Genomic DNA, 20,950 nt, shown 5'->3' with positions numbered 1-20,950 from the left:
TCACCCTCGGTCCGAAATCTCGACCAGGTACTCGGCGACGGCCGGCTCGTCGGCAGGCCCTGACACGTCACCCGGTGCGGGCAACGCCTCTTCGAACACCATCACCGGCCCCGGCGTTCGCAGCATCCGTTCGAACACCGCGAGCAGATACCAGTTGGCGAAGTCGATGTAGACGGGCTTACGGGACTTGTCCAGCACCCACCTGCCCCACTTGTCGTCCGCTGGATCGTTGCCCCACAGCCCGTCGGTCCACATCCGCACATAGCAGCGGTCCGGGATCCCGTTCGCCCGCAGCCACCCGACCAGGCGCACCAGATAGTCGGCGTCGGCCTCCGCCTTCTGCCGCGTCGGCACCTGCGCGGTCGGCACCCGCCACCGCGCCCGACGCAGAACGACCCGGCCGGTCTCCACCCTCGGATGGGTGGTGAGGCTCTCGGGCGGCGTCAGGTCGGTGCCGCTGGCCAGCGGCGAGAAACTGGGGTGCAGGTAGTAGGTCACCCCGAACGACCAACTCAGGAACTGAGCGATGGGCGGCAGCAGAACGTCGGCCATCATGCCCAGATGCAGCGGCACGACCTGCTGAACCAGCCGGGTCGAGACGATGTTCACCAGGTCGCTGCGCGGATCGTGGACCACCCTCAGATCCCCCAGCGGCAACCGCTCGGCGTCCGGCCGCCCGGTGACCGTGAACGGATAGTCGATCTCGTAGTCGGTGCTGGCCGTCCGGGCGTTCAACGCCGACGAGAACGTCCCGCTCAACTCCGCGTGAATCACCGCACCGGACGCCCCGGGCCAGACCCGGCCCGGTGGCAGGGTCCCACCGGCCAGGGTGGTCAACCGTGTCGTGCGGCTGCGCCCCCGCCCGTATCCCGAATGCGCGACGTTCAGCGCGAGCGCCAGCTGCGGACCCCGCTCGACCACCTGCACGTAGCAGCCCAGCGATCCGGGCGGGGTGACCCACTGCGGCCAGCCGGCAGCCATCGCCCGCAGCTTCTCGGCCGGCGTACGGATGACTCCGTCCGCCTCCACCGGACCCAGCACCCCGCGCCGGGCCGCCTCCTGGATCCGGCCGAGCTCCCGGAGCCTGCTCAGCGGACTCACGGCCAGGGCGGTGCTGTTGGCCAGCGGCGACGCGCGCAGAAACTGCGCCACCTCCTGCCCGGCGGCGGACCCACCGGCCGGCTCTCCGCGCGCGATCTCCTCGTGCACCGCTCGGCACAGCTCCAGCACCGAGACCTGGGCGCCTGCGCCGAAGCGTTCCCGGAAATAGACGCCCAACGCGAGCCGCAGGGGCAGAGCCGGATCGAAGACCGCCAGCCAGCGCCGGACCGCGTCGAGGTCGTCCAGTGCCGGACGCCACCGCCCGGTCGCGCACTCGACCGGCGGGTCGGGAAAGACCGCGTTCTCGTGGTACACGGCCTTGCTCATTTCAGCCACTGGCTGGAAGGGCAACCCGAGGCGGGTGACGATGGCGGCCACCGCGTCCCGCAGCCGGTCCTGGCGGGCGCAGTGCCCGTCGACGTCGTCGACCGGCACCGGCAAGCTGACCTCCGTACGCAACCGGTCCAGCAGCACCGCGACGTCGACGAGCTCGTCGCCGCCGTGCGCGGCGACCCAGGCGATCAGATCTGACAGCGGGTCGAGGGCCTGATCGGTCACCGGGGGCTCAAGGATGAGCAGACCAGCTCGCACCAGCGCGTCCAGGAACGGCCGAACGTCAGCGGGCGTCCTGGCGCCGGAGGCGAGGCGTTCGGCCAGCCCGCCCAGCGTGCCCGGCGCACCCTCCGCAACCAGGCGCAGACAGGCGCGGATGGCGGGAGTCTCCGGCATGGTCACGATCGGTTCGCGTGGCGGCAACCCGGAGAAGGTGACCTTCCCTGCCGACCTGGTCACGCTCGGGTTCACCCGTACCCACAGCGACGCCTTGAGCGCCGGCGTTTCCCGAAGGGCCCGGATCATGTTCTGTAGCAGGAAGCCGTCCAGTTCCAGGATCCCGGCAACCGGCGCCTTGGCGGCGAACAGCTCCGGTGCCGTGCCGTCGACCCAGGCCCCCTGACCACTGATGGTGAAGGTGCTGTACGGGCTGGTCTTGGCCGCCGCCCGCGCCACGTACTTCGCGAGGCGGGCCAGGCTCTGTGCCCTCGGCCGGTGCGCCGCGTCCGCCAACCACTTGCCGAGTTCCAGGTGCAGCGCGGGGCTGGCCTGGGACAGGGCCCGGCGAAAGCCGGGATCCGCGGCCACCTCCCGCAGTACCCGCTCCCGGTCGGTGACTTCGGCGGCAAGGACCGCAGGCAGTTCAGCAACGACCCGGTCCAGAGTGTCGAGCTTCGACAGCCAGACCTCGATCCGCTCGGTGACGTGCGGAGCGAGCAGCGCCGCGACGGCCTCGTTCCACTCCTCGTCGCGCGGCCGCCGCGATTGGAAGACCGCCCGGCGTAAACCCACCAGCCGGGGCTTCAGGGCCGTGTGCTGAAGCGCCCCGATCTCGGCGAACAGGGCGTCGGACAGCGCCTGGCCCTCCAGAGCCAGCCACCGGCGCAGCCGCGCCTGCTCCTCAGCGCACCGGAATGACTTCGTCAAGCGCAGCCGGCCCAGCGCCGCCGCAGGTAGCCCGGCAAGACGCAGAATCGGAGGCGAGTCCACGCGTGCGCCACCCGAGAGGAGCACCCCCCCGTCCGTCATCATGCCAACGCTTTCGCCCATAGCCCCTCCCGGCCCTGGGGCTGTGCCGCCGGCCGAGGCCGACGGCACAGCCGATTTTCAAGGTCAGCTGCTGCTGCTCGGGCAGCAGCTGCAGGTCGCGCTGCACGAGCAGAAGGGCAGCGAGGCGCCGTGCTCGGGCATGCCGTGACCCGCCGTCAGCGACTCGATCGTGAGCCCGCTCTCGGCCAGGTCGAACACGTCCATCGGCAGGTCCTCGAGCTCGAAGTCGAGTTCGTCGGATTTCTTCACCGCTTCTCCTTTGCTTGGAATTCGCATGACTGGAAGACCTTCCGCCGAGGACGTTAGGCCACGGAAATCAATTGCGGGAAGGCGCAGAAATACCGGCCGTCGATGTTCGACGAAGGTGTCAGCCGGCCGCTTACTACCGTGTACGCCCAAAGGCGTAGTCCCCGCTACACCGGACCCCGTCCTTGCGTCGACCAGCAGAAGAATCACATGATGGCGAGCGGGCAACAATCGGTGCAATTAGCGGAGGCGGCATGAACAGCCCACTGGAATGCCTTACGGCTCGGCCGGAACAATTCATTGAGCAATGGCCGCAACAGCCTGAGGTCCACCACAGCGATCCGGCCGCGCTGACTGCGCTCCTCGACCTCGACGACGTCGACCGGCTGATCAGCGACCAGGGCCTGCCTGCATCGTCAGTCACGATGACCAAGAACAACGTGATGGCGCAGCCGGGAAGCCTCGTCAGCCCCGACCTCGCGGCCTTCCCGGACGCCGCCGGAGCCGTCGACGCCCGTCGGGTCGGCGCGCACCTGCGCACCGGGCACACTCTCCTGCTCATGGGTCTGCACCGAAGCTGGCGACCGCTGACCCGCTTCTGCCGGCTGCTCTCGGCCGAACTCGGGCACCCGCTGTACGCGCACGCCTTCCTCACCCCGCCGAAGAGCCAGGGGTTCGCGCACCACTGGGACACCGAAGCCGTCTTCATCGTCCAGACCGTCGGACAAAAGACCTGGGAGCTGCACGAGCCGTACCTGGCCGATCCGCTCCCCCGGCACCGCTGGGGACGAGTCCCGGTCCCCGCCACCGCGCGTGCCCGGTTCGAGAAGGGCGAACCGTTCCTGCGGGTCCGCCTCGCACCCGGAGACGTCCTCTGGGTGCCTCGGGGCTGGATCCACAACGGATACGCCGAGGAAGGCACCTCCCTACACATCAGCGTGGGCGTCCTCCAGTTCACCCGGCACTGGCTGCTCGAACAGCTCTTGGACGTCGCCGCCGGGGAGCCTGAATTCCGCACCGCGCTCCCGCCCGCGCTCCACGACCACAGCATCGACACCGCCGTGGGCGATGTCGCCGAGCGCTTCGCCCGCTGGCTGGCCGACCTCGACGTCGAACGCGCCGCGCGGTCTCTGCACGCCCGGGCGCTACGCGCCCAGTCCGCGCCGCGCCGGCCCGCGGTCAGCGCGGCCGTGGGCGTGCTCAGCCACGACGTCGAAGCGGTGACGTACCTGCCGGGCGCGGTACTGGCCACCAGCAAGGGAACGGACGGCACCGTCCTGCACCTCGGCGACCACAACCTTCACCTACCCGACCCGGTCACCGAAACGATCACGCAGATGATCGACCACCCCGGCACCGTGGTCGCGGTCGAGGAGCTACGCGCCGCGATCGGTCTCGACGAGGCCCGCCGGCTCGTGCGCGAACTGATCGATGAGGGAGTCGCCGTCCCGGCCTGAGCATGAGTTGAGCGGTGCCTCTCGGCGGGCCCGGACTCCTCCTGTGCAGCGCTCGCTACGGATCACCCGGGCTGCCACCCGGAGCAGTCGGGGGGATCACCGACTCGCAGAGCGTGACGGGCGCCGAGACCGTCGGCAGACACAGCCGAGGCTACGACGCGGGCAAGAAGATCAACGACCGGAATCGGTTCATCATTAGCGACACCTGGGCTTGCTGGTCACCGTTGCTTTCGTGGCCGGCAGCCGCTGCCGACCCGCACGCCGTCAAACCCGCAGCACTCGCACCTGGAGCTGATCAACCGCATCCCAGACAGGCACTCAGGGCGAGGCCTGGCAGAACGCGAGCCGGGCCCAACCCAACGGTCTAGCCACAGCACCGATGGTTTTCTACGCTCCACCGCCATGGGAAACCTTGCCGCAGCGGGCTTCGGCGCCCTCGCCAGCCTCGTCGTCGTAGCCCTCGGTGCCTGGCTTCAGGCCCGACGGGAGCGTCGGCAGTGGCTCCGTGATCAGAAGCTTCGGGCGGCGGTCGAGTACGTCACCAGCACGCGGTACCTGCTGAGCCAGTATCGGAAGGTCGGCGAGCTGGGCATGGATCAGGACGACCGCCGGGAATGGCGGAATCGGATGCAGTCCGCTCGCTCGACCCTCAGCCTCCTGTGCGGCGCTCGCACGGTGTCACTGGCGAACGACGTCGCTCGGGATCTCTACCGACTCGGCCCGGACGCAGACGCGGCTCAACGGGCCGCCGCCGAGACCGCCTTCCAACAACTGGTCTGGCAGCTGCGCAGAGAGCTCGGTTCACCCCAGCTCAATGGATGACCGGTGACTGCGCCTGCCGACCACCCGGGAGCCGACGGTGCCGGCGCAGCCCCGCAGGGGCTCCCCCGCGTCGGTCAGGCCTGCGGCGCTGCGGTCCCTGCGGCTGCCGAGTCGTCCACCGACGGTTCCGCGGTCGGGTCCACCGATGGCTCCGGCGTCGGGTCCGAAGACGGATCCTCCGTCGGCTGCCCGGTGGGGGTCGCCGACGTGCCACCCGTCGGCTCCACCGTCGGTTCCGGGGAGGCGCTCCAGGACATGGTCGGGTCTGGCGCACCCGAACTGCTCCCACCCGAAGGCGTCGGCCGGCCCGCCGTCCTCTCTACGGCCGGACGGGTGGCCACCGGGGCGGCGGACCCGGTCGCGCGAACCGGGATACCGGCAGAATCGCGCGTCTCCGGTTCGCCGCCACCCGCGCCGGGTCCCGGCTCGTCCGGCTCGGACGGCGCGCCGGGCGGAACCGCGGGCGGCGCCGACGGTCGCCCGGTCGGCCCCGACCTCAGCCCGGTGGGATCGGCGAGCACCAGGACGGCGGCCACGGCTGCCAACAATCCGAGCAGCACCGCCAGGTTCGTGTTTCCGCGACTGGCAGCCCTGCGGGACACCTCGGCGGACCCCGGCTGCCGGGCGGCCAGGCGCACGGTCGGCGACTCGGTAACGGCCGTCACCCGCTGCGCGGGCGAGTCGGCGAGGTCCTGCGCCACGGCGGCCATCGCCGCCGCCGTCGGGTACCGCTGCTCGGGCTCCTTCGCCATCGCGGTGGCCACCAGCTGCCGAACCTGCGCCGGCACGTCCGCGGGTAGCGGCGATGGTTCGTCTTCGAGGTGCCGGAGCGCCACCGCGAGGGCGTTCTCCCCCTGGTACGGAGGTCGACCGGCGAGGCAGTGGTAGACGACGGCACCGAGCGCGTAGATGTCGATCGCCGGCGTGGTCTCGTTCTTGGACACCTGCTCGGGCGCCATGTACAGGGCGGTGCCGACGACCTCGTTCGCCGCGGTCAGGCTCGCCGCGTCCTGCGTGACGGCAACGCCGAAGTCGACGAGTACGACGTGCCCGTCGGGCTCGATGATCAGGTTGTGGGGCTTGACGTCACGATGCACGACCCCGGCATCGTGTGCGGCCTGCAGAGCGCGGGCCGTCTGCGCCGCAATCGACATCGCCTCGGCCGGGTCCAGTCGGCCGACGTCGGCGATGCGCTCCGACAGGGGCTGTCCCTGCACGCACTCCATCACGATGTAGGCGAGGACCGTCCCACCAGGTCGTTCCAGCTCGCCGTAGTCGTAGACCTGGGCGACCCCCGGATGGCGCAGCGCCGCCATCGCACGCGCCTCGCGCCGGAACCGTTCACCGAAGCCGGCGGCGGTGAGCAGGCGCGGGTGCAGCATCTTGACGGCCACGCAGCGGTCCAGGGTCTCGTCGACGGCCCGCCACACGTCGCCCTGGCCGCCGCTGGCGATTGTCTCGACCAGGCGGTAGCGCTCTCCGACGAGTTGCCCCACATTCGGCATGAGCTTCCGGTACCCCGGATCGCCGATCTCAAGCACCCGGCGCCTGCGCGGCGCCGGAGGTGCCGCCATCGCACGGTCATCTCCGCCGGCCGGCCGGGTGCCCACGGGTTAGCGGATCGATGAGGGCCGGGGCGACCCTCTCCCCCGCACACGACTTTGCGAGGAGAGGTACATGCGGGTGAGGCTTACCGGCGCGCGACGGATGTCGCTGCAGGTGATGGCGATCATCTCGATGCTGGGGGCCGGCGTGCTCGGGGCCACGGGGCCCGCGCAAGCCGGCCCCGGCCTGGCCGGGCTCTCGAGCGTCGCGCGGGCGGAGATCGCCGTGGGGAACGCGGCCTACATCAGCGAGGCGCAGCTCGCGACCTCGGGGTGCGGTGTCTCCTGCGACGGACGCGACCCACAGACGTTCAAGATCTACTACAACGGCAGCAGCTACTACACCTGCGCCGAAGACGCCACGTCGCCGGTCAAGCAGGATTTCCGGAGTTACGGCGGACCGGTGGTGGAGATTCGGGTGAGTGCGCGCTGCCGCACCGCGTGGACGAAGCTCGACAACGGGAACTTCAACCCGACGATCAAGAGCTTCAACCTCTCCGGCGCGCTGCGGACGTCGGAGTCCGGCTTCATTCAGGGCTTGTGGACCAGGATGTTGAACAACAAGGACCTCCTGGCTCAGGGCTGCGCCGGCAGTGGTTCGATCGTGTACTGCACGACGGCGAAGTATCGGGGCTGACGGCAACCCCCGGATCGAGGAGGCGCCCCACCGACCGGTGGGGCGCCTTCTCGTGTGGCGGCCCGGCCGCGCGCCGCGGACTTCTGCGCCGCCGCGCCGGCACGCCGGGCGATGAGCCCGCGGTCGGCTGACGACGAGCCCCCGCGCGACGCTGCTCCGGCCGGACCTGTGGTCTACAGGCTCTACAGGCTCGACGGGCTCGCGCCCTGCCCGAGCCGGCCGCCCTCGATCGCCCTGGTCAGCAGATTGACGGCGGCGGTGAGTCGGACGAGAGCGGCGTGGAGCATCTCCAGGCTGGACCCGGCGACGCGTTCGGGCTCGACGGCGTCCGGTCGCGGTGCGCGTAGCTGCGCCTCGACCCGCGACAGCTCGGCCCCGAGGTCGATGCCCAGATCCGTTCGCAGCCGTCGCCGCACGCCGTCGATGAGGGTCAGCGCGTCCCCGGTACGCCCCACCGTGTGGTAGCCGAGCGCCAACTGGCCGTGCAGCCCCTCGTGGTAGGGCTGCTCCCGCGCCCAGGCCGACAGGTCACCCAGCACGGCATCGGCGCGCCCGCGGGTCATCTCGATGGCGACCAGGCGCTCCATCGTCCGCACCCGGGCCTCGTCGAGCTGCACCGCCGCCGGGGTGAGCGCGTCGGAGGAGACGTCCTCCATCGCGCGACCGTGCCACAGCCCGAGGGCACGTCGCAGCGTGGTGCAGGCGTCGTCGGTGTCGCCGTTCGCGGCCGACCGCTCGGCGAGCAGAACCAGGTCGGTGAAGATCCGGGTGTCCACGGCGTCGTCCCGGACCGAGAGCGAGTATCCCGTCGGCATCCGGTTGATCGACGGCTCGTGGCCGACGTCCACCAGCATCCGCCGCAGCGAGCTCACACAGTTCTGGACCTGCTGGACGGAGGTCGCGGGCGGTTGCTCGCCCCAGACGACGTCGACGAGTCGGTCGACGGAGACGACGCGATTGGCGTCGACGAGCAGCGCCGCCAGGATCCGCCGTTGCCGGGCTCCGCTGATGGTGCGGTAGCCGTCTGCTGCCCGCACGCGCACCGGGCCGAGGAGCTGATATCTCATCCGCGTACCGCCGATCGGTCCGCGGGCCGGACGGCGTGGGGTGGCACAGACCCCCGTTGAGGTGCGCTCTCGGCCGCCGCGGGGCCGGCAGGTCGGCGTTGTGGAAGCCCCCAGGACATTGATGCTCTCCCTCTTGCTTGTCTCGCCGGCGGTTGGGCGAGCGAGAAGACTTCGAGAATCAAAGACGTCTGTGGTTGTCCGCCGGTATGTCGGCAGTATGGTGATCCCCGATCTGCTGTACGGGGTCACTTTTGCAAGGCCCAGGAGGAGCTGCGTGAAGTTTCGGATCTTGGGTCCGCTGACCGTCGTCGATAAGGTCGGCGAGGTGATTCCGCTGCCGGCCCTGCGGATTCGTACGCTGCTGGCGGCGTTGCTGTGCTGGGCCGACCACGCCGTGACCAGCGACGCGCTGATCGACGCCGTCTGGGGATCCGACCCGCCGCGGACGGCGGCGAAGAACCTGCAGGTCAACATCCACCAGCTGCGCCGGCGGTTGGGCCATGAGCGGATCGTGCGCCGCCCGCACGGCTACCAGCTGATCGCCGAGACCGGCGAGGTCGACGCGGACGTCTTCGGCGCCCTGGCCGAGCAGGGCCACCAGGCGATCGCGGCCGGCGACGCCGAGCTGGCCCAGGAGCTGCTCACCCGCGCCCTCGACCTGTGGCGGGGGAATCCGTTCGCCGACATCCCCGACTTCGACCTGGGGCGCGAACTCTCCGCCCGCCTCGTCGAACGCCGCTGGCTGGCGATCGAGGACCGGTTCGATGCCGGCCTGACGCTCGGCCGCTACTCCCACGTGGCCGCCGAGGTCGCGCCGTACATCCGAGAGAACCCGCTGCGCGAGCGGCTGCGCAGCGCCCACATGTGGGCGCTGTTCCGGTCGGGTCGGCAGGCGGAGGCGTTGCAGTCCTACCGGGACGCGCGTCGGCAGCTCGTCGAGGACCTCGGTATCGAACCCTCCCCCGCGCTGCAGCAACTCTTCAAGAGCATCCTGGCCGGCGACACCACCGGCCGCGACGCTCCGGCGGACTCGACGCCGGCCGCGGCACGGCCCGTCGCCGCACGAGCGGGCGTCACCGGCGTGTCCCAACTCCCCCTCGACGTACGCGGCTTCGCCGGGCGGGCCGCGGAGCTGGCGCAGCTGACCGACGCGATCGGGGCGGCACCCGACCGAGCCGGCGTCTACGTGATCACGGGCGCGCCGGGCATCGGCAAGACCACGTTGGCGGTGCACCTCGCGCACACGATGGTGGGCGCGTTTCCCGACGGGCAGGTCTACGTCGACCTGCACGGCTCGGGCTCGACCAGGGCCGAGGTCTCCCCCGAGGACGCGCTCGGTCGGATGCTCGGCGCCTTCGGAGTGCAGCCGCGCCGACGGCCCACCGACCTCGACGCGCAGGCGGCCCTCTTCCGCGCCGTGCTCGCCGGTCGCAGAGTCGTGATCATCCTCGACAACGCCCGGAACAGCGCCCACGTACGCCCGCTCCTGCCCGGCGCGCCCGGCTGCGTCGTCCTGGTGACCAGCCGGAACAACCTCACCGGGCTGGTGGCGTCGTCGGGGGCCGAACATGTCGCGCTCGACGTGCTCGACCCGTTCGAGGCACGGCACCTGCTGGCCGGCCGGCTCGGTGACGACCGGGTGGCCACCGAACCGGAGGCCGTCGACGACCTCGTCGCCATGTCCGCGGGTCTGCCGCTCGCCTTGGCCGTGCTGGCGGCGCGGGCGGCTGCCGGTGGCCGCCGACACCCGCTCTCCGCCGTCGTCCGCGAACTTCGCGACGAGCATGTCCTCGACGCGCTCGCCACGGACGACGACCGCACCGACGTCCGGGCCGTCTTCTCCTGGTCGTACCAGCGCCTCAGCGCCGACGCCGCACGTCTGTTCCGGCTGCTCAGCCTGGCCCCCGAAGGCCTGCTGTCGACTCGCGCGGTGGCCAGCCTGGCGGGACGGCAGCCCGCCGCGACCCGATCGGCGCTCACCGAACTGACCGACGCTCACCTGGTCGTCGAACACCGCCCCGGCCTGTACGGGATGCACGACCTGTTACGACGGTTCGCCCGCGAACGTCTCCTCGCCGGCGAGGAGGAGAGCGTCCGGGAGTCGGCGGTGGTCCGGCTGCTCAACCACTACCTGCGCGCCGCGCACCTCGCCGATCGTTGGATCGACCCCAACCGGGACCAGGTCGACCTGCTGCCGCAGCTTCCGGAGGTGACCGTCGCGGATCCCGGCGATCCGGCCGCGGCGATGGCGTGGCTGGACCGGGAGTTGCCGGCGCTCATCGCGGCGATGGAGATCGCGGCCACGGCCGGTCTGCACAGCTACGTCTGGCAGCTGGCCTGGACGCTGGCCCCGTACCTCGACCGGCGCGGCCGCCGGCAGGCGTGGGTCTCGACCCAGCGCGCGGGCCTCGACGCGGCCGTCGCCGCCGACGACACGGCCGCGCAGGCCCTCTGTGAGCGCCTGCTCGGTGCGGCGCTCTGCCGCAGCGGAGACCTGCAGGAGGCGCTCGAACACCTCGGCACCGCCCTGCGCCTCTACGAAACCCTCGGCGACAAGCCTCGGCTGGCGACCACCCACATCAACATGACGGCGGTGCTCGAGCAGCAGGACCGGGTGAGCGAGGCGCTCGAGCACTCCACCGCCGCGCTCGCGCTGTTCCGTGCCGGGGCCTCCGCCACCCCTCACGCGGGCGAGGCGGAGGCTCTCAACGCGATGGGGTGGGAGCACTCGCTGCTCGGCGACCACCAGGCCGCCCTGACCTACTGCACGGAGGCGCTCGGCATCCTCGACGCCATCGGTGACCGGATCAAACAGGCGGCGACCTGGGACAGCGTCGGCTACGCCCACCACCACCTCGGCGAGTACCGGCAGGCGGTCGAGGCGTACCAGCACGCGCTGGACCTCTACCGCGAGTTCGGCGACCGCTACTTCTACGCCGTCGTGCTCACTCACCTGGCCGAGACCTACAGCGCCGTTCACCAGCCGCACGACACCCAGAAGGCGCTCCGAGAGGCGCTGTCGATCATGGAGGAGCTCGAACATCCCGGAGCGCCCGAGGTCCGGGAGCGACTCGGTGACCTCCAGGCCGACGAGCACGATGATCGGGCCAGCGGAAGCTGACGTACGCAGCGGTCGCGAAGCGTTCCACACCGTCGCCGGCGTCAGCATCTGCTGGCGCCGGCCCCCACCCGCCCGCGGCCAGGAGTTCTCAGACCGGCCCCACGTCGGGCGGAGCGAAGGACTGTTCGCCGAGGACGCGAAGGAAGTCGAAGCGGTCGGCAGTGGCCGTGCCGGGTTGCGGGCGGAAGATGACCAGCCGCTGGCCCACGGTGGTGCTCAGGACGACGTCGCACTGCACGTCGAGGCGTCCGGCTCGTGGGTGAATGAGGATCTTGCGGGTCGTCCGGAGCTCGGCGACCCGCATCTCGGACCAGTACCGCGCGAACTCGTCGCTGGCGCTGGTGAGATCGGCGATCAGCTGCTCGGCGGCCGGGTCGTTTCCGGGGCGGACCGCGGCGGCCCGCAGGTCGGCGACGTATCCCCGGCCGATCACCTCGTGCTCCTCCGGCGCGTTGAGTGCCCGTGACTGCGGGGTGGTGAACCAGCGCCAGGTCACGTTCGCGGAGCGGGCGTCACCCTCGGCCCAGGAGCCGAGAAGCGCACGGCTCAGGGTGTTCTGGGCGAGGATGGTGGTGCGGTCGTCCATGATGTGCGCAGGCACGGTGGTGAGTGCGTCGAGCAGGAACATCATCGCGGGATCCACGTAGCCACTGACGATGTCGGTCGTCGGCGGCGGGTGCCCGGCGAGGCGGTAGAGGTAGTCGCGCTCGTCCACGGAGAGCCGCAGCGCCCGGGCCAGGCTGCCGAGCAGCGCCTCCGACGGGTTGGCGCTGCGGGACTGCTCCAGCCGCTCGTAGTAGTCGACGGACAGGTTGGCCAGCAGCGCGACCTCCTCGCGGCGCAGGCCGGGGGTGCGGCGCCGCCCGCCTGCCGGAAGCCCGACGTCGGCGGGGCGTAGCGCCTCCCGGCGCGCCCGCAGGAAGTCTCCGAGTTCGGTAGGTGCCACGTACTGCCTCTCCGCTCGCGACGTCACCGACGTCACCCGGTGTTCGTCGATGACACCGGGTGACGTTGGATGACGCTTCCGTCAATCGGGATGTTATTCCTGAATCGCGGCCATCGCCGCCGCGGTGTACCGCGCGCCGACCGCGGCGCCGACCGGCGCGGCAGCGTCGAGGGCGGCCAACACACCGGCATCCAGGCTGAGCTGCGCCGCGGCCACGTTCTGCTCCAGGTAGCCTCGCCGCTTGGTGCCGGGGATGGCGGTGATGTCATCACCCTGCGCCAGCACCCAGGCCAGCGCGAGTTGGCCGGGGGTCACGCCGGTCTCTGCCGCGATCGCCGTGATGCGGTCCACCAGGAGCAGGTTCTGCCGCAGGTTCTCCTCGGCGAGCCGGGGCCAGGTGCGGCGGAAGTCGTCCTCCGGCAGGTCGTCGACGGTGCGTACGGCGCCGGTGAGGAAACCACGGCCCAGCGGCGCGTACGCCATGAACCCGATGCCCAGCTCGCGCACGGTGTCGAGAACACCGTTGGTTTCGACGTTACGGGTGAACAGCGAGTACTCGGTCTGCACCGCCGACAGCGGGGCCACGGCATGCGCGGCCCGGATACTGGCCGGCGACGCCTCACTGATCCCGAGATAGCGGATCTTGCCGGCGGCGACGAGCTCACCGAGCGCACCGAAGGTCTCCTCGGCCGGCACGTTCGGGTCGACCCGGTGCTGGAGGTACAGGTCGATGTAGTCGGTACCGAGCCGTCGCAGCGAACCGTCGAGTGACTTGCGCACGTGGTCGGGCCGCCCGTTCGGACCCCCGATGATCTTCCCGGTGCCGTCGAGCGTCACCCCGCCGAACTTCGTCGAGATGATCGCCTGGTCGCGGCGGCCTCGCAGGGCCCGGCCGAGCAGTTCCTCGCCGGTGTACGGGCCGTAGAAGTCGGACGTGTCGAACAGGGTCACGCCGAGTTCGAGGGCACGGTGCACCGTGGCGACCGACTCCGCGTCGTCCCGCGTGCCGTACATCGCGGTCATGCCCATGGTGCCGAGCCCCTCGACGGACGCCACAAGGCCGTGGCCACCAATCGCGTGCTTTCGCAGCGTCACTGTCGTCTCTCTTCCTGTCTCGCGAACCGGAGAAGGTCCGATCGCTGCGGACCAGCCTGCGCCTGATCGCGGCCGCCATCGGCGTCCTGCTTATCCCCGGTACGGCAGGGCGACGATCCCTCAGCGCTGTCTGTGCTTCCCAGCGCGCTCGTGGGTAGGGTGGGCCGATGCCAAGATCGAAGCCTCCGCTGTACGTGGTCGCGGATGTTCATGGTCACCGGTCCGAGTTGCGGACCGCGCTTCACGACGAGGGACTCGTCGACCGGTCGGGGCAGTGGTCCGGGGAAAACGCCCGGCTGTGGCTACTGGGCGACTACGTCGATCGTGGCCCGGACGGCATCGGCGTCATCGACGACATTCGACAACTTGCCGTCTCCGCCGCAGCCGCCGGCGGCGAGGTGCACGCGCTGCTCGGCAACCACGAAGTGCAACTGCTCGCCGCGCACCGGTTCGGCACCACGCCCATCGCCGGGTGGGACGAGCCCGGCGGCTTCCGAGGCGGTTGGGCGCGGTTCGGCGGGCGCGAGGACGACTTGCGCCGACTGGCTCCGCAGCACGTCGCCTGGATCATGAGCTTGCCCGCGGTCGCGGTCGTCGACGGGCACCTGCTCGTCCACTCCGACACCGCACGGTATCTGGAGTTCGGATCGAGCGTCGAAGCCGTCAACGCGGCCGTGGCCGCGGCCCTGGCCTCTTTGGAGAGCGCGAAGTGGCTGGAGTTCTGCGGCCGGATGAGCGACCGGGGCGCGTTTCGTGAGGCCGAGTCGGCGCGGCCGGACGATGCGGTGTCGACGATGCTGCGCGTGCTCGGTGGCGAGGTGCTCGTGCACGGGCACAGCACGCTCACCAAGTACTTCGGTGTAGCGCCGCAGGACGTCCGGGCGGCGCTGAGGTACGCCGACCGCCGGGTCGTCGCAATCGACGGCGGGGTGTACGAGGGCGGCCGAATCCTGCTCACCCGGCTCGTCTGACTCGTCGCGCTCCCCGCGCTGAAGGAGTCGGCCAGCCTCGGAGAGCGATCGTCCGATCAGTGAGTCCTGTGAAACTCGATCAGGTGGCAGTTGTCCGGGTCGCCTTCGAATCGGTACAGCCAGGGCTCCTCTCGGTCGCCGGAGATCCACACTTGGAGGTCGTCAAGCATCATGTCCTCGCTGCCCTCCGATTCGAGATCGAGAGTCCACGTGCCCTCTGCCGTACGGCCCCTATCCCCCAGCAGATTGTCAGCGCGGTACCCGTCCTCTCCTAGCTCGATTCGTCCACCTTCGGAGCCGCTGTAAACGCCGGCCAGGTCTGACACGGTGATGTCGTCGGGAGGTTCAGGTACACACCCCAAGAGCCGAGAACATCCTGCGACGGTCGTCGGCACGAGCAAGCTGAACGCCAGGGCGGCGGCAACTCGTCGGGCTCTTCGCATGAGAGGGCTCCGTCCTGCCCGGCGGGAGAGGGCAGGGCGCAGTGGACGGTAGCAGCGCTGCCTGCCCGGGGGCGTGCGGGGCCGCAGTCGGTCAGCGGTTCGCGGCCCAGCGAATTCAGACAACTTCGGGGTGCAGGAATGACCAGCCGCCGCGGGTGAGGCTGTTGTCAGACGGCTTGCGACCCGATCTACAGCCGCCAGCAGTGCTCGGGCCAGAAGAAGCTAGGCATCGGAGCCTGGTTCGATGTGGTCGAACTGGTGCGCCTGCTGGGTTATCGCGATCAGGAAGGCGGTCAGCGCGGGAGCGGGCGGGGCGTCTCGGGTGACGGCGACCAGGCGGCGTTTGAGCGTGGTCTCGGCGACGTCACGGATGGCGAGCGCGGGGTCTTCCCTCGGCAGGGTCAGCGCCGGCAGCAGGGCGACGGCTGCGGCGGCGCGGACGAGTTCGAGCTGGACGTCGGCGTCGCTGGAGCGGTGTCGCAGGTCGGGTTCGTAGCCGCCGAGGGCGCGGCAGGTGCCGATGACCATGGCGTGGTGGCCGGTGCCCTCGGCGGAGGCGGTCCAGATGTCGGAGCGCAGCTGCGTGAGCGCGACGGGTCCGCCCGGCGCGGCGAGTGGATGCCCGGCGGGTAGGACGACCTTGAGCGGTTCTTCGAGCAGGAGGGTGAAGCGGAGCCCGGCCGGGCGAGGACGCGGGTGGCCGTCGTACTCGTCGCCGATCACCAGGTCGACCGCGCCCAGCCGTAATCCGGGCAGCGCCTGTTCGAGTTCGAGTTCGAAGACCTCCAGCCGGACCGCTGGATGGTCGACCATCAGGTGGGCCACGGCCGGTACGAGCAGGCGTCGCGCCGCCGACTGCAGGCCGCCGGCGCGGACGGTGCCGCGGACGTCTCCGCCGAGCGCGGCGAGGTCCGCTTCGGCCGCCTCGGCGGCTGACAGCAGGACGCGCGCGTGGTGGGCCAGCAGGTGTCCGGCGTCGTTGAGCCGTACGCCTCGGCCGGCCTTCTCGAAGAGCCGGGTGCCGGCGTCCCGTTCCAGCAGGGCCATCTGCTGGGAGACCGTCGACGGGCTGTAGCCGAGGGCTGCGGCGACGGCGCCGAGGGTGCCTCGCTCCTCGAACTCACGGAGGAAGCGCAACCGCCGAAGATCCCACGCGACCATGCGGAAATCCTAATGAGTCTCCTTCGGTAATCGTCGCTGGACCTGACGGATCGGGGTGCTCGATGATCGACGCATGGGTGCGGTGTGGTGTCTCGTCTCCGCGGCGTGCTTCGGCGCCATGGCGATCTTCGGCAAGCTCGCCTACGACGCCGGGGTCACACCGCAGGCGCTGCTGCTGGTGCGCTTCACCCTGGCGGCCGTACTGCTGGGGCTGGTTCTGGTCCTGCGGCCGGGCCTGCGCCGGATGGCGCCGGAGCCGCACCGAGCGGCCCCGGCGGGCCGGGTGAAGGCCGGGCGCGGCCGGGTGCTGGCGACCGCCATCGCGCTGGGCGCGGTCGGGTACGCGGCGCAGGCGAGCCTGTTCTTCTCGGCCCTGCAGGTTATGGACGCATCGCTGCTCTCCCTGATCTTCTACAGCTACCCGGTCCTGGTGACCGTGGTGGCGGTGCTGCTCGGCCGGGACCAGCTCACCCACGGGCGCTCCGCCGCGCTGGTGGCCGCGTCGGGCGGGATGCTGCTGGTCCTGCTCGGCGCCGGCGACGTGAGCTTCCACCTGCTCGGGGCGCTGATGGCGTTCGGGACCGCGATCACCTACACGGTCTACATCCTGGTGGCGGACACCGTCGTGCACCGGCTGCCGCCGGTGGTGCTCTCCACGCTGGTGATGACCGGGGCCGCCGGCACCCTCGGCGTGCGTGCCTTGCTCACGGGCGGCGTCGACCTCGACTTCGGGATGTCGGGATGGTTCTGGCTGGCCTGCATCGCCGTGGTCTCCACAGTCGTGGCGATGCTGACCTTCTTCGCCGGTCTACAGCGGATCGGCCCGTCGAACGCCGCCATCCTCTCCACCTTCGAGCCGGTGGTCACTACCGCGCTGGCCGCGCTGACCCTCGGCGAATCGCTGACCCTGATGCAGCTCGTCGGCGGTGTCCTGGTGCTCTCCTCCGTCGTCGTACTGCAGATCCGACCGACCCGAACGCAGCACCCGACGCGTCCGGTCTCCGACCGCCCCGACCGGGCGGCCGCTGAGACGCCGTGCCCGGTCCGTGACGGCGCCGCCGAACCGACGAGGGTCGCGCCGTAACCGCGGGTGCACGAGGAAACCGCCGTAGTTACCAAAGGGAGATCGAAGTCGGGTGGCCCGTGCCCTGGTGGCGTTCTTGGATGGGGAAATCAAGTCCATCGATCGAGTTGATGAACTCGCAGACTCGGATCCCCGCGCAGAAGGGAATCACTCGTGATCGAAGCCCATCCGTCCCGATGGAGGCACCGGCTGCTCGCCGCCGGCGCAGCGCTCACGCTCAGCCTCGGCGCCGCCGTCGCACCCGCGACCGGCGCAGTGGCGAACCCGAAGTCCACACTGCCCAGCGGCAACACCGACTATCGGACGCTCGCTGACTACGAGAACGACATGGCCGAATTGGCGGCCCAGCACCCGACGCTGGTCAAGCCGATCACGCTGCCCTACAAGACGACGTCCGGTCGCACCGTACGCGGCATCGAGATCAGCAGGAACGTTCAGGCGAACGACGGCAAGCCGGTCTTCGTCGACGTGGGCATGCACCACGGCAACGAGTGGCCGAGCGGGGAAATGACCATGGAGTTCGCCATCGACCTGGTGAAGAACTCGCGCAACCCGTACGTCTCGAAGCTGCTCGACCGGGCCCGCGTCGTCATCGTGCCGGTGGTGAACGTGGACGGGTTCGCCCGCAACCGCCGGCAGACCGACACCAACACGGACATGAACCGCAACTACGGCCTGGGCTGGTCCCCGCTGTCGTCGGCCGGGGCCGCCCCGTGGTCGGAGCCGGAGAGCCGGAACATCGCGTGGCTGCTCTCCACCCGCCAGGCGACGGTCTTCAACACCCAGCACACCTGCATCCAGGTGGTGCTCTACCCGCCGCTGCAGCTCGCCGCCGGTCCGGCGCAGGACGTCAAGCGTCTGCACCGGCTGGCCTCCGCGGTCGCCGCGGAGTACGGCCCCACGTACCGGGCGCTGCCCTCCGCCGAGGACTACGAGACGACCGGCGAGGCCATCGACTGGGCGTACTACGCGACCCGCGGCCTCTCCATCACCAGCGAGACCTGCCCGGACCCGGGCGTGGCCCGGACCTTCCAGACGCAGGTCCTCGACACGTACGCCGCGCACCGCTCGGCGATGTTCGAAGCGCTGGAAACCGCCGCCGACCCCCGGGAGCACGCGGTCATCGAGGGTAAGGCGCCGAAGGACGCGGTGCTGCGGCTCACCAAGTCCTTCGACATGTACACCAGCCCGTACGCGCAGCCCGACGGGAGCGTCCGGCCGACGTCGTTCACCACGACACTCAGTTCGGACCTGGACATCGAGCGGTCGAACGGCAAGTTCGAGTGGGCGGTCAACCCGTCGTACCGGCCCATTCCCGCCTACCAGGCCGACGGCGTACGCGGAAACCAGACCGGCTTCTACACCGAGCCGTGGATCCTCACCTGCGAGCGCCCGGACGGCACGGTGCTGCAGACCACCCGGGTCAACGTGGACCTGGGCAAGCGTGTCGAGGTCGATCTGAAGCAGTGCAAGCGCGACTTCCACCGCAAGGACGTCCGTTGAGCCCGAACCACTGAGCCGTTGACGGCACGCGGGGCGGCAGGTGAGCACCTGCCGCCCCGCACTCTCTGACGACCGAAGGCATCAGGGCCGCGACCGTACGCCGCTCATCGGCCTCCCGCTGCACGGTCCGCGAGCGCCCGCCAGTCAGCGACGTTGCTGACACGGTACGCAGTGTCGGGCGGAGGGCAGGATCTCCAGGCGGGCCGTCGGGATGGCGCCGCCGCAGCCCTCACAGAGGCCGTAACTGCCCTCGGACATTCGCTTCAGCGCCTCGCTGATGTCGGCTATGCCTTGCTGCGCGACCTCGACCAACCGGCGCAGGGTGTCCGGGTCGTGGCCACCGTGATCGCGCTGCCGTGAGTAGACCGTCAGCTCTGCGAGCTGGTCGGTGTGCTCATCGAGCTGGCGTGCCAGCAGCTCACGCAGGAGATCGGGACGGTCGTTCAGGGTCTGCGTCATTGTCGGTAGCTCCTTTCCGGGAACATGTCGGGTTCAGTTGCCGACGGGGTGGCGGGTCGCCGCGGCGGCGGCGAGGCTGGCGCCCGTCAGTGCGGCGGTGCGCGGTGACGCGGCACGGTGCACCGCTGTGCCCAGGGTGGCGACCAGCCGGGCGGTCAGGTCGGGTCGGGTGGCTCCGTCCCCGACGACGATCACGCCACGGGCCAGGGACGCGGAGATCAGCGGGCGCACTGCTGGTGCCTGCCTCAGCTCACGTATCAGCCCGGCAGTGGTGTCGGCGAGCATGGCGACGGTCGCCGCATGGTTCAGGTCGCGGGTACCGATGTCGGCGCGCCGGGCTGCCACCACCCGCCCCTCATCCAGCACGGCCACCTCGGTGAGTTGGGCGCCGATGTCGACAAGCAGCAGGGTGCCGGCGACGGCACCGGCCCCGATGGCTCCCGCGCGAACGCTGTCGACGAAGAGCAGCCGGGAGGGCGCGAAGACGGCAGTGAGCACTCGACGGGTGGCTTCCTGGTCGGCCGTGGTGGCGAGGACAGGACGGCAGGCCACGATGAGCGCTCCCACCGGCACCGGGGTGCGGTGGTCGCGCAGCAGGCGCCGTAGCTCGGCGGCGCAGGCGGGGCCGTCGACGATCCGTCCTCGCCGCACGACAGGTGTCCGAAGGCCCTGGCCGGCCGGGACGCTCAGCACCCCGCCGGGCCCCAGCCAGATGCGCAGGTGGGCGCTGCCGAGGTCCACGGCGATCGGCTCCGGGTCGACGGTCGCCGCGGGGCGGGAAGTATGGGAGCGGCCGACCATCAAGCCGCTGCGCTGCCCGGAGCGGGTGGAGGTGATGTTGTCGGACATACCGGCCTCTCTGACGGTGGGGTACGGCTTCGCAGCCGTCCGACGGGACGGCACGGCGTGGAAACGATGCTCGGATGGCCCGGGTGCGGGTGGGCCTCAGGTCGCGGCGCTCAGCGGCGTCGCCGGGTCCGGGAGCGTCAGCCGCTGCTCGCGGTGGGACGGACGCGGCCGATCCGGGCAGTTGGGCCGACGAAGACCGGCCCTGGACGCCGGGCCGACCCGGGGCGGGACGGCAGTGGACGACCGGCCGGTACGGGTGGGTACGCCACCAGCATGCGGATCATCATCACCGCCTCCTCGCTACTCGGGTATCGCGTCGGACCTCCAGCGTCGCCCGAAAAGCAAGGGCTGACATTGCCCGGCACCGGCCAATATCGGCAGGCTCGATTGCCGATCGCCGGAAGAACATGGTCTTGACCGCGTGGCTGTGATCCCCGGGGGCGGCGGCCCGAACTGCGGCGACGGCCGCTTACGGAAGTTCCTGCAACCGGGGCCCGGACGATCTCCGACGGGCGGCTATGGTGTCCCGCATGCGCAACCAGCAGCACTCCATCGGCGTCGAGCGGCCGCTCGTGCTGTCGATGCTGGCCGTGCTTGCGGTTGTCGTCACCGCCGTTCGTACGGGTCGCGGGCTGGGCATGTGCATCGTGTTCCGGCTCAATCGCGCCGTGGCGGCTTGCGTTCCCGCCTGGTCGGCCGACCGAGCTCCGCCGGACGTCGCGGTTCTCGCCCGCCCGTCCACTGCGCTGCCCTGACGTCGACCCGCTCCCGGCCGGCCATGG

The 20,950-nt window shown here is 70.7% G+C and carries 19 protein-coding genes; 8 read left to right on the top strand and 11 right to left on the bottom strand.

From position 1 onward, the window contains the following. On the bottom strand, nt 1-2,580 hold the full coding sequence (locus tag D7147_RS09145; protein ID WP_158609324.1) for a lantibiotic dehydratase: 2,580 nt from the start codon (nt 2,578-2,580) through the stop codon (nt 1-3). 186 nt (nt 2,581-2,766) lie between these two features. Then, on the bottom strand, nt 2,767-2,952 hold the full coding sequence (locus D7147_RS09140) for a thiomuracin/GE37468 family thiazolyl RiPP peptide (protein WP_199716605.1): 186 nt from the start codon (nt 2,950-2,952) through the stop codon (nt 2,767-2,769). 422 nt (nt 2,953-3,374) lie between these two features. On the opposite strand from D7147_RS09140, the gene D7147_RS09135 reads away from it, so the two are divergent. Together D7147_RS09135 and D7147_RS32990 are read left to right on the top strand one after the other, a co-directional pair. Next, nucleotides 3,375-4,406: a JmjC domain-containing protein gene (locus D7147_RS09135; RefSeq protein WP_325050642.1), complete on the top strand. Its 1,032-nt coding sequence runs from the start codon at nt 3,375-3,377 to the stop codon at nt 4,404-4,406. Between the two features lie 402 nt (nt 4,407-4,808). Next, nucleotides 4,809-5,228 carry a hypothetical protein gene (locus tag D7147_RS32990; protein WP_120675692.1) on the top strand — a complete coding sequence of 140 codons (420 nt, stop codon included), beginning with the start codon at nt 4,809-4,811 and terminating at the stop codon, nt 5,226-5,228. 74 nt (nt 5,229-5,302) lie between these two features. Here D7147_RS32990 and D7147_RS09120 read toward each other — a convergent pair whose 3' ends face one another. Then, entirely contained in the window at nt 5,303-6,733 is a 1,431-nt protein-coding gene (locus D7147_RS09120; protein ID WP_120676693.1) for a serine/threonine-protein kinase, read from the bottom strand. Nucleotides 6,734-6,935: 202 nt separating this feature from the next. On the opposite strand from D7147_RS09120, the gene D7147_RS09115 reads away from it, so the two are divergent. Further along, nucleotides 6,936-7,469, top strand: coding sequence for a DUF2690 domain-containing protein (locus tag D7147_RS09115; protein WP_158609323.1), 534 nt, complete (start codon nt 6,936-6,938; stop codon nt 7,467-7,469). A 182-nt stretch (nt 7,470-7,651) separates the two neighbouring features. On the opposite strand, the gene D7147_RS32115 is transcribed toward D7147_RS09115, so the two are convergent. Then, entirely contained in the window at nt 7,652-8,536 is an 885-nt protein-coding gene (locus tag D7147_RS32115; RefSeq protein WP_158609322.1) for an AfsR/SARP family transcriptional regulator, read from the bottom strand. A gap of 274 nt (nt 8,537-8,810) precedes the next feature. Here D7147_RS32115 and D7147_RS09105 point away from each other — a divergent pair, with 274 nt between their 5' ends. Further along, nucleotides 8,811-11,657, top strand: coding sequence for an AfsR/SARP family transcriptional regulator (locus D7147_RS09105; RefSeq protein WP_158609321.1), 2,847 nt, complete (start codon nt 8,811-8,813; stop codon nt 11,655-11,657). Nucleotides 11,658-11,745: 88 nt separating this feature from the next. Here D7147_RS09105 and D7147_RS09100 read toward each other — a convergent pair whose 3' ends face one another. Together D7147_RS09100 and D7147_RS09095 are read right to left on the bottom strand one after the other, a co-directional pair. Further along, the gene (locus tag D7147_RS09100; RefSeq protein ID WP_120676691.1) at nt 11,746-12,603 is read right to left on the bottom strand and encodes a helix-turn-helix transcriptional regulator; all 858 of its coding nucleotides are present in this window, start codon (nt 12,601-12,603) and stop codon (nt 11,746-11,748) included. 93 nt (nt 12,604-12,696) lie between these two features. Further along, nucleotides 12,697-13,698 (bottom strand): aldo/keto reductase, encoded by a 1,002-nt coding sequence (locus D7147_RS09095; RefSeq protein WP_233563046.1) that lies wholly within the window; start codon nt 13,696-13,698, stop codon nt 12,697-12,699. A 167-nt stretch (nt 13,699-13,865) separates the two neighbouring features. On the opposite strand from D7147_RS09095, the gene D7147_RS09090 reads away from it, so the two are divergent. Continuing rightward, nucleotides 13,866-14,669, top strand: coding sequence for a metallophosphoesterase (locus tag D7147_RS09090; RefSeq protein ID WP_120675686.1), 804 nt, complete (start codon nt 13,866-13,868; stop codon nt 14,667-14,669). A 56-nt stretch (nt 14,670-14,725) separates the two neighbouring features. Here D7147_RS09090 and D7147_RS09085 read toward each other — a convergent pair whose 3' ends face one another. Further along, nucleotides 14,726-15,112, bottom strand: a complete 387-nt coding sequence (locus D7147_RS09085) for a hypothetical protein (protein WP_147434648.1) — start codon at nt 15,110-15,112, stop codon at nt 14,726-14,728. 222 nt (nt 15,113-15,334) lie between these two features. Further along, the gene (locus D7147_RS09080; RefSeq protein WP_120675682.1) at nt 15,335-16,273 is read right to left on the bottom strand and encodes a LysR family transcriptional regulator; all 939 of its coding nucleotides are present in this window, start codon (nt 16,271-16,273) and stop codon (nt 15,335-15,337) included. Nucleotides 16,274-16,346: 73 nt separating this feature from the next. Between D7147_RS09080 and D7147_RS09075 the strand changes: the two genes are divergently transcribed. Together D7147_RS09075 and D7147_RS09070 are read left to right on the top strand one after the other, a co-directional pair. After that, nucleotides 16,347-17,357, top strand: coding sequence for a DMT family transporter (locus D7147_RS09075; protein WP_120675680.1), 1,011 nt, complete (start codon nt 16,347-16,349; stop codon nt 17,355-17,357). 153 nt (nt 17,358-17,510) lie between these two features. Then, nucleotides 17,511-18,860: a M14 family zinc carboxypeptidase gene (locus D7147_RS09070; protein WP_120675678.1), complete on the top strand. Its 1,350-nt coding sequence runs from the start codon at nt 17,511-17,513 to the stop codon at nt 18,858-18,860. A gap of 144 nt (nt 18,861-19,004) precedes the next feature. Here the strand turns inward: D7147_RS09070 and D7147_RS09065 are convergent, their stop codons facing one another. The 3 genes from D7147_RS09065 to D7147_RS32395 all read right to left on the bottom strand — a co-directional run bounded on the left by D7147_RS09065 (nt 19,005) and on the right by D7147_RS32395 (nt 20,455). Continuing rightward, nucleotides 19,005-19,319: a TraR/DksA family transcriptional regulator gene (locus tag D7147_RS09065; protein ID WP_120675676.1), complete on the bottom strand. Its 315-nt coding sequence runs from the start codon at nt 19,317-19,319 to the stop codon at nt 19,005-19,007. Nucleotides 19,320-19,352: 33 nt separating this feature from the next. Beyond that, on the bottom strand, nt 19,353-20,168 hold the full coding sequence (locus D7147_RS09060) for a rod shape-determining protein (RefSeq protein WP_120675674.1): 816 nt from the start codon (nt 20,166-20,168) through the stop codon (nt 19,353-19,355). A 137-nt stretch (nt 20,169-20,305) separates the two neighbouring features. Then, nucleotides 20,306-20,455 carry a hypothetical protein gene (locus tag D7147_RS32395; RefSeq protein WP_158609320.1) on the bottom strand — a complete coding sequence of 50 codons (150 nt, stop codon included), beginning with the start codon at nt 20,453-20,455 and terminating at the stop codon, nt 20,306-20,308. A 243-nt stretch (nt 20,456-20,698) separates the two neighbouring features. On the opposite strand from D7147_RS32395, the gene D7147_RS09055 reads away from it, so the two are divergent. Beyond that, the gene (locus tag D7147_RS09055; RefSeq protein ID WP_233563045.1) at nt 20,699-20,923 is read left to right on the top strand and encodes a hypothetical protein; all 225 of its coding nucleotides are present in this window, start codon (nt 20,699-20,701) and stop codon (nt 20,921-20,923) included. Nucleotides 20,924-20,950: the final 27 nt, after the last annotated feature.

It is taken from the genome of Micromonospora musae, assembly GCF_003626545.1.
Taxonomy (GTDB): domain Bacteria; phylum Actinomycetota; class Actinomycetes; order Mycobacteriales; family Micromonosporaceae; genus Micromonospora; species Micromonospora musae.
Note: the sequence above shows the minus strand (reverse complement) of the source record. Positions and strands in the feature narration are given on the sequence as shown.